The sequence below is a fragment of the Actinosynnema sp. genome, assembly GCF_052038725.1.
In genome coordinates this window covers 1-6,576 of record NZ_JBQGCX010001394.1, presented here as the reverse complement: position 1 = coordinate 6,576, position 6,576 = coordinate 1, and the positions used below count along the sequence as shown (strand labels likewise).

The 6,576-nt window shown below is 73.8% G+C and carries 3 protein-coding genes and 1 pseudogene; 2 read left to right on the top strand and 2 right to left on the bottom strand.

Translation table 11 applies throughout. From position 1 onward, the window contains the following. Window positions 1-113 (bottom strand): annotated as a pseudogene (locus tag ACTUAL_RS29500) (TetR/AcrR family transcriptional regulator); the annotation flags it as partial. A gap of 78 nt (window positions 114-191) precedes the next feature. On the opposite strand from ACTUAL_RS29500, the gene ACTUAL_RS29495 reads away from it, so the two are divergent. Together ACTUAL_RS29495 and ACTUAL_RS29490 are read left to right on the top strand one after the other, a co-directional pair. Then, entirely contained in the window at window positions 192-2,456 is a 2,265-nt protein-coding gene (locus ACTUAL_RS29495; RefSeq protein WP_440902529.1) for an ATP-binding cassette domain-containing protein, read from the top strand. A gap of 93 nt (window positions 2,457-2,549) precedes the next feature. Further along, window positions 2,550-3,323: a siderophore-interacting protein gene (locus ACTUAL_RS29490; RefSeq protein WP_440902528.1), complete on the top strand. Its 774-nt coding sequence runs from the start codon at window positions 2,550-2,552 to the stop codon at window positions 3,321-3,323. Between the two features lie 107 nt (window positions 3,324-3,430). Here ACTUAL_RS29490 and ACTUAL_RS29485 read toward each other — a convergent pair whose 3' ends face one another. Beyond that, entirely contained in the window at window positions 3,431-6,379 is a 2,949-nt protein-coding gene (locus ACTUAL_RS29485; RefSeq protein WP_440902527.1) for an AAA family ATPase, read from the bottom strand. Between the last annotated feature and the right edge of the window lie 197 nt (window positions 6,380-6,576).

Below are 6,576 nucleotides of genomic sequence, written 5' to 3'. Positions count from 1 at the left end.
GAGTCGACCGGCAGCCCCTGCTTGGGGCCCGGTCTCGCCTGGTCACCGCTGTCCTCCCGCCACAGCAGCGACAGGGACCGCCGGGCATCGCCCTGTCCAGCGTACACAACCACTTGCAACTCCTTACAGCATAAAGTACCTTCGGCCCCATCGCCACTTTACGCCATAAACAACACGGAGGGAACCGGGGAATGGCCGACGCAGCGGACAGCCACGACGCCATCGAGGTGCGCGGGGCCAGGGAGAACAACCTGGCCGACGTCTCGGTCGACATCCCCAAGCGCAGGCTGACCGTCTTCACCGGCGTCTCTGGCTCGGGCAAGTCCTCGCTGGTCTTCGGCACCGTCGCGGCCGAGTCCCAGCGCCTGATCAACGAGACCTACAGCGCCTTCGTCCAGGGCTTCATGCCCACCGTCGGCCGCCCCGAGGTCGACTCCCTGCGCAACCTCAGCGCCGCCATCGTCGTGGACCAGGAGCGCATGGGCGCCAACGCCCGCTCCACGGTCGGCACCGCCACCGACGCGCACACCATGCTGCGCATTTTGTTCAGCCGGTTGGGCGTCCCCCGCATCGGCACCTCGGCCGCGTTCAGCTTCACCCTGCCCGACGGCGCGTGCCCGCGCTGCGAGGGCCTGGGCAAGGTCTCCGCCGTCGACGTCGACCAGCTCGTCGACCGCTCGAAGTCGCTGCTCGGCGGGGCCGTCACCGTGCCCGGCTTCACCGTCGACAACTGGTACGTGCAGACCTACGTCGCCTCCGGCTTCTTCGACCCCGACAAGCCGCTGGCCGACTACACCGACGCCGAGCTCGCCACGCTCCTGCACGGTGAACCCGTCAAGATCAAGGTCGGCTCCACCAACGTCACCTACGAGGGCCTGGTCGACAAGGTCCGGCGCCTCTACCTGTCCAAGGAGCGCGAGTCCCTCCAACCGCACCTGCGCGCCTTCGTCGACCGCGCCGCCACCGCCACCGCCTGCCCCGCCTGCCGGGGCGCCCGCCTGGGCGAGGCCGCCCTGTCCTCCCGGATCGACGGCCTGAACATCGCCGACTGCTCCGCCATGCAGATCAGCGACCTCGCCGACTGGGCCGCCAAGCTCGACGCCCCCTCCGTCGCCCCCATGACCGCCTCCCTGCGGCACACCCTGGACTCCCTGGTCCACATCGGCCTGGGCTACCTGAGCCTGGACCGCCAGTCCAGCACCCTCTCCGGCGGCGAGGCCCAGCGCGTCAAGGTGGTCCGCCACCTCGGCTCCGCCCTCAGCGACATCACCTACGTCTTCGACGAGCCCACCACCGGACTGCACCCGCACGACGTCCAGCGGATGAACAGCCTGCTCCTGCACCTGCGCGACAAGGGCAACACCGTCCTCGTCGTCGAGCACAAGCCCGAGACCATCCGGATCGCCGACCACGTGATCGACCTCGGCCCCGGAGCGGGCGCCCTCGGCGGCCGGGTCTGTTACACCGGCGACGTCGCGGGCCTGCGCGCCTCCGACACCCCCACCGGCCGCCACCTCGGCCACCGGGCGAGCCTGCGCGAGCACCCCCGCACCCCCACCGGGAAGCTGCCCATCACCGGGGCCACCCTGCACAACCTCAAGGACGTGAGCGTCGACGTCCCGCTCGGCGTGCTCACCGTGGTCACCGGCGTGGCGGGCTCGGGCAAGTCCTCCCTGGTCCACGGCTCCCTCGACGGCCGCCCCGGCGTGGTCACCGTCGACCAGTCCCCCATCCGGGGCTCCCGCCGCAGCAACCCCGCCACCTACTCCGGCCTGCTCGACCCGATCCGCGCCGCCTTCGCCAGGGCCAACAAGGTCAAACCGGGCCTGTTCAGCGCCAACTCCGAGGGCGCCTGCCCGCGCTGCAAGGGCATCGGGCTGGTGCACACCGACCTGGCCATGATGGCCGGCGTCGCCACCCGGTGCGAGGAGTGCGAGGGCAAGCGCTTCACCCCGCAGGTGCTGGAGCACCGGCTGCGCGGCAGGAACATCAGCGAGGTGCTCGCGATGCCGGTGACCGAGGCGCTGGAGTTCTTCACCGAGAAGCCCGCGCGGGCGGTCCTGGAGCGCATGTCCGACGTCGGCCTCGGCTACCTCACCCTCGGCCAGCCCCTCAGCACCCTCTCCGGCGGCGAGCGCCAACGCCTCAAGCTGGCCACCCGCATGGGCGAGGCCGGGGCTGCCTACGTGCTCGACGAACCCACCACCGGACTGCACCTGGCCGACGTCGACCAGCTGCTCGGCCTGCTCGACCGGCTGGTCGACGCGGGCAACACGGTGATCGTGATCGAGCACCACCAGGCCGTGATGGCGCACGCGGACTGGATCATCGACCTGGGGCCGGGCGCGGGCCACGACGGCGGGCAGGTCGTGTTCACCGGCACCCCGGCCGAGCTCGTCGCGCGGGCGCACACGCTGACCGGCAGACACTTGAAGGAGTACGTGGGCACGGGGTGACCACAACACCACGCTGTCCGGACAGGCGCCCCCTCAAGATCATTGATCGGGGTGGTGATCACGCCGTTCCCCCCAACCACCAGGATGTGCGCCATGCTTCCCCTGACCGTCACCAGAACCGAACTCGTCGTCCCCCAGGTCGTCCGGATCACCTTCACCGGCGAGGGCCTGGACGCCATCCACACGTGGCCCGACCAGCAGGTGAAGCTCCTCCTCCCCCGCCCCGGCCACGACCTTCCCGAACTCGTCTACCAGGAGGACACCTACGGGATGGGGTGGTACCAGGCGTTCATGGCCATCCCCGAACCCGAGCGCCCGTGGATGCGCAGCTACACCATCCGCCACCACCGCAGGGAGCAGTCCGAGGTCGACATCGACTTCGTCCTGCACGACGGCGCCCCCGGCCCCGCCACCGCCTGGGCGGCCACCGCCAAGCCCGGCGACGTGATCGGCCGCTACGGCCCCTCCGCCGCCTACACCCGCCCGCTCAAGCGCGCCGACTGGTACCTGTTCGCCGGAGACGCCACCGCGCTGCCCGCCATGGCCAGCCTGATCGAGTCCCTGCCCGAGGGCTCCACCATCCTCGCCATGACCACCGGCCCCGAGCAGCCGTTCCCCTTCGACCAGATCCGCTGGGTCGGCGACCTCCAGGCGGCACTGGCCGAGACCGAACTGCCCACGGGCACCCCCACCGCGTGGGTGGCGGGCGAGGCCTCGGTCGTGCGCGCCCTGCGCAGGCACCTGGTGCAGGACCGGGGACTGGACCGGGGCCGCGTGGAGTTCACCGGCTACTGGCGCAAGGCCCTCACCCAGGACGACGCCCCCACCGACGAGGACCTGGCCGACGCCCGCGAGAAGACCCGGTGACCGGGGAGCGGCTTGGTGACCCGGCCCGGCGATGCGGCCCGGCGATGCGGTGACCCGGTGACGACGCGGAGCCAGCCGGGCGGGAGCCGGGTCGGGCCGGGAGGTGGCTACGCGCCAGGCGCTTCCCCTGGGGCCTCGTCCACCACGTCATCGGCCGCACCCGTCTCGGAGCTGCCTGCCCCTGGGGTGTGAGTCTCTGAGGTGTCCGTCTTGGGGGTGTCAGTCCTGGGGGTGTCGCCGACGACCTCGCGCAGCTGCGACCGATTGGTCACCCCGAGCATCGGGAACGCCTGGTACAGGTGGAAGTTCACCGCCCGGCGGGAGAGCAGCACCCGCTCGGCGATCTCCTTGGTGGTCATCCCCGAGGCCGCCAGCCGCACGATCTCCTGCTGCTCCGGCGACAACCCGGCCAACGCCGTCCGGGTCCTCGGCGTGACCTGCGCGCCGGTCGCCGCCAACTCGGCCCGCGCCCGCTCGGCCCACGGCCGGGCCCCCAAGCGCTCGAACAACTCCAACGCCCCACCGAGCGCCACCCGCGCCCGCCCCAGCACGTCCACCGGGTCCTGACCCGCCACCGGGGCCGACCGGCGCAACTGCTCGCCCTGGTCCAGCAACAACTTCGCGTGGTCGAACGGCCACGGGGTGGTGGCGGGCAGCTCACCGGGGTCCAAGCCCACCAGCAGGCGGGCCCTGGCTATCAGCAACCGCAACCTGGGCGGGGTGTCCCCCCTGGTCAGCTCCTCGGTCCTGCGCAGCACCGCGGCGACCCACACCAACGGCGCTGCCGAACCACGGGCCACCGGACCACCACCGGCCACCGGATTAGGGCTGGCCGCCGCCCCGGAACCGCCGCTGTCGCCCTGAGCGCCACGAACCGCCCCAACGCCACCAGCCAGCGCCGGATCGCCCGCGCCGCCCCCCGCGCCACCGGCAGCCGCCTCAGGACCGCCGCCGGCCGCGCCCCCGGCACCGCCACGAACCACGCCCCCAGCCGCTCCCGCGCCACCCCACCCACCACCGCCCCCGAGGTGGACCGCCGCTCCCGCCAGGTCGGCCACCGCGTAGTGCGACAGGTAGTAGTGCACCGGCTCGCCGTCCTCGGTGAACACCGCCGCGTAGGCCTCGAACGCCGCCGCGTGGTCGCCCGCCGCCGTCGCGGCCAGGCCCTCCGCGAACCTCGCGTGCACCACCGCGTCCAGGCTCACCCCCGGCGCCCCCAGGTCCAGGGCGTCCGCCACGTGCCTGCGCGCCATCGCCACGTCCCCCCGGACCGCGGCGAGCGCGGCGGCCTGGGTGGTCGCGGCGATCGTGCCCACGTCCGGCGACACCCGGTGCGCCGCCACCAGCGGCGCCAGGACCGCCTCCGCGTCGGCCCACCTGCCGGTGTGCCAGTACGCCTTCGCCAGCGTCGACGCCACCAACCCCGCCGACCGCACCGACCCGTGCTGGTCCACCGCCGTGGCCAGCAGCTGGATCGCCGCCTCGTACTCGTCGCGCAGGATCGCCAGCGCCCCCGCGAACACCACCTCGTTCTGCTGCCCCCGGTCCGTGTCCACCTGCGGGGCCGCCGCGAACGGGAACGCCACCACCGACGCGAACCTGCGGGTGATGTCCTCCCCCGGCTCCAGCAACCCCGCCAGCAGGCCTGGCTCGCCGATCGCGTAGGCCGCGTACGCCACCAGCCCCAGCGCGTTCAACGACGCCCGGTCACCACCCGCGGCCCGCGCGATCGGCATCGCCAGCTCCAGCGCCTGGTCCGGGTGCACCGTGCGCCGCAGCACCGCCGTCGCCTCCAGCATCGACGCCCACGACGGGCCAGCGCCTGCGCGGGCCGCGAGCATCCTGGCCCGCGCGTGCCTGCCCAGCGACATCGCCGTCAGCGCCGCCTCCCCCAGCCGCGCCACCTTCCGCTCCCCCTCGGGCGTCAGGTCCGCCGCCCGCTCCCACGCGTCCAGCGCCGCCTGGTTCGCCCCGCGCCGCGCCGCCCGCCTGGCCGCCTCCGCGATCTCCGCCGCGACCGCCTCGTCCGCGTCCGAGCTCGCCGCCGACAGGTGCCACGCCCGCCGGTCCGGGTCCGCCCGCGCCGCCTCCGCCAGCAGCAGGTGCGCCCGCCTGCGCTCGGCGAACCCCGCTCCCCGGTACACCACCGCCCGCAGCACCGAGTGCCGGAAGTGCACGCTGCCCTCCCGCACCCGCACCAACCCCGCCGCGACGGCGGGCTCCAGCGCCTCGGCCGCGCCCGGCAGCACCGCGCTGTCGTCGGCCGCCGCCACCACCAGCGCCGCCCGCGTCACCTCGGGCAGCTCCGCCAGGTGCGCGGTGAACGCCCGCTCCAACCGCTCCGCCAGCGGCACCGGGTCGGTGTCCTCGGCGACCTCCGGCGCCTGACCGGCCAGGGTCACCAGCGCCAGCGGGTTCCCGGCCGCCGCGTCCAGCAGGGCCCGCCGCACCGCGCCGACCGGCGGGTCGGGCTGCCGGTCCAGCAGCGCCTCGGCGTCCCGCTCGGCCAGCGGGCGCAGCCGCAGCACCGGCACCTGGAACCCGGCGGGCGGGATGGTGGCGCGCGCGGCCACCAGCAGCCCGATCGGCTCGCCCACCAGGCGCTGCGCCAGGAACGACACCACGTCCAGCGAGGCCCGGTCCGCCCACTGCGCGTCGTCCAGCACCACCAGCAGCGGCCCGCTGTCGGCGCGCGTGGACAGCAGCGTCAACGCCGCCAGCCCGGTCTGCAGGCTGTTGGCCCGGTCCGCCGCAGCCCGCCCGAACGCGCCGTGCCGCGCGTCCCCCGGCCTGCGGGGCAACCGGTCGGACAGGTGCAGCAGCGGCCTGAGCAACCGGTGCAGCACCGCGTAGGGCAGCGCCTGCTCGACCTCGCCCGCGTGGGCGCGGAACACCGTGGTGCCCGCCTCGCGGGCCTGCTCGGAGACCTGGTCGAGGATGGTGGTCTTGCCGATGCCCGCGTCGCCGAGCAGCACCAGCGCGCCACCCGAACCGGGCTGGACTCGCGCGGTGACGTAGGCCAGCTCGGCCGCCCTGCCGACGACGTGCGTGATCATCGGCGGTGAGCTTAGCGGCCGGGCACGACAGCGCCGATGCCCCGCAAAAGGGTGGTCTTGGTATCCGCGCGTACCGAAAACCGCTGGTGAGCCGGTCCGGTACCGAGACGATCCGGGACATACCTCGTGAACCACCCACCCCCGACCCCCCGTAGCCGCCGAAGGCCCCATGTTCGTCCGTGTGGTTTGGGGGACGG

What these genes read in the sequence shown, in the direction of transcription:
- ACTUAL_RS29485 (WP_440902527.1), bottom strand. Translation starts at nt 6,379, where the DNA reads ATGATCACGCACGTCGTCGGCAGGGCGGCCGAGCTGGCCTACGTCACC.
- ACTUAL_RS29495 (WP_440902529.1), top strand. Translation starts at nt 192, where the DNA reads ATGGCCGACGCAGCGGACAGCCACGACGCCATCGAGGTGCGCGGGGCC.
- ACTUAL_RS29490 (WP_440902528.1), top strand. Translation starts at nt 2,550, where the DNA reads ATGCTTCCCCTGACCGTCACCAGAACCGAACTCGTCGTCCCCCAGGTC.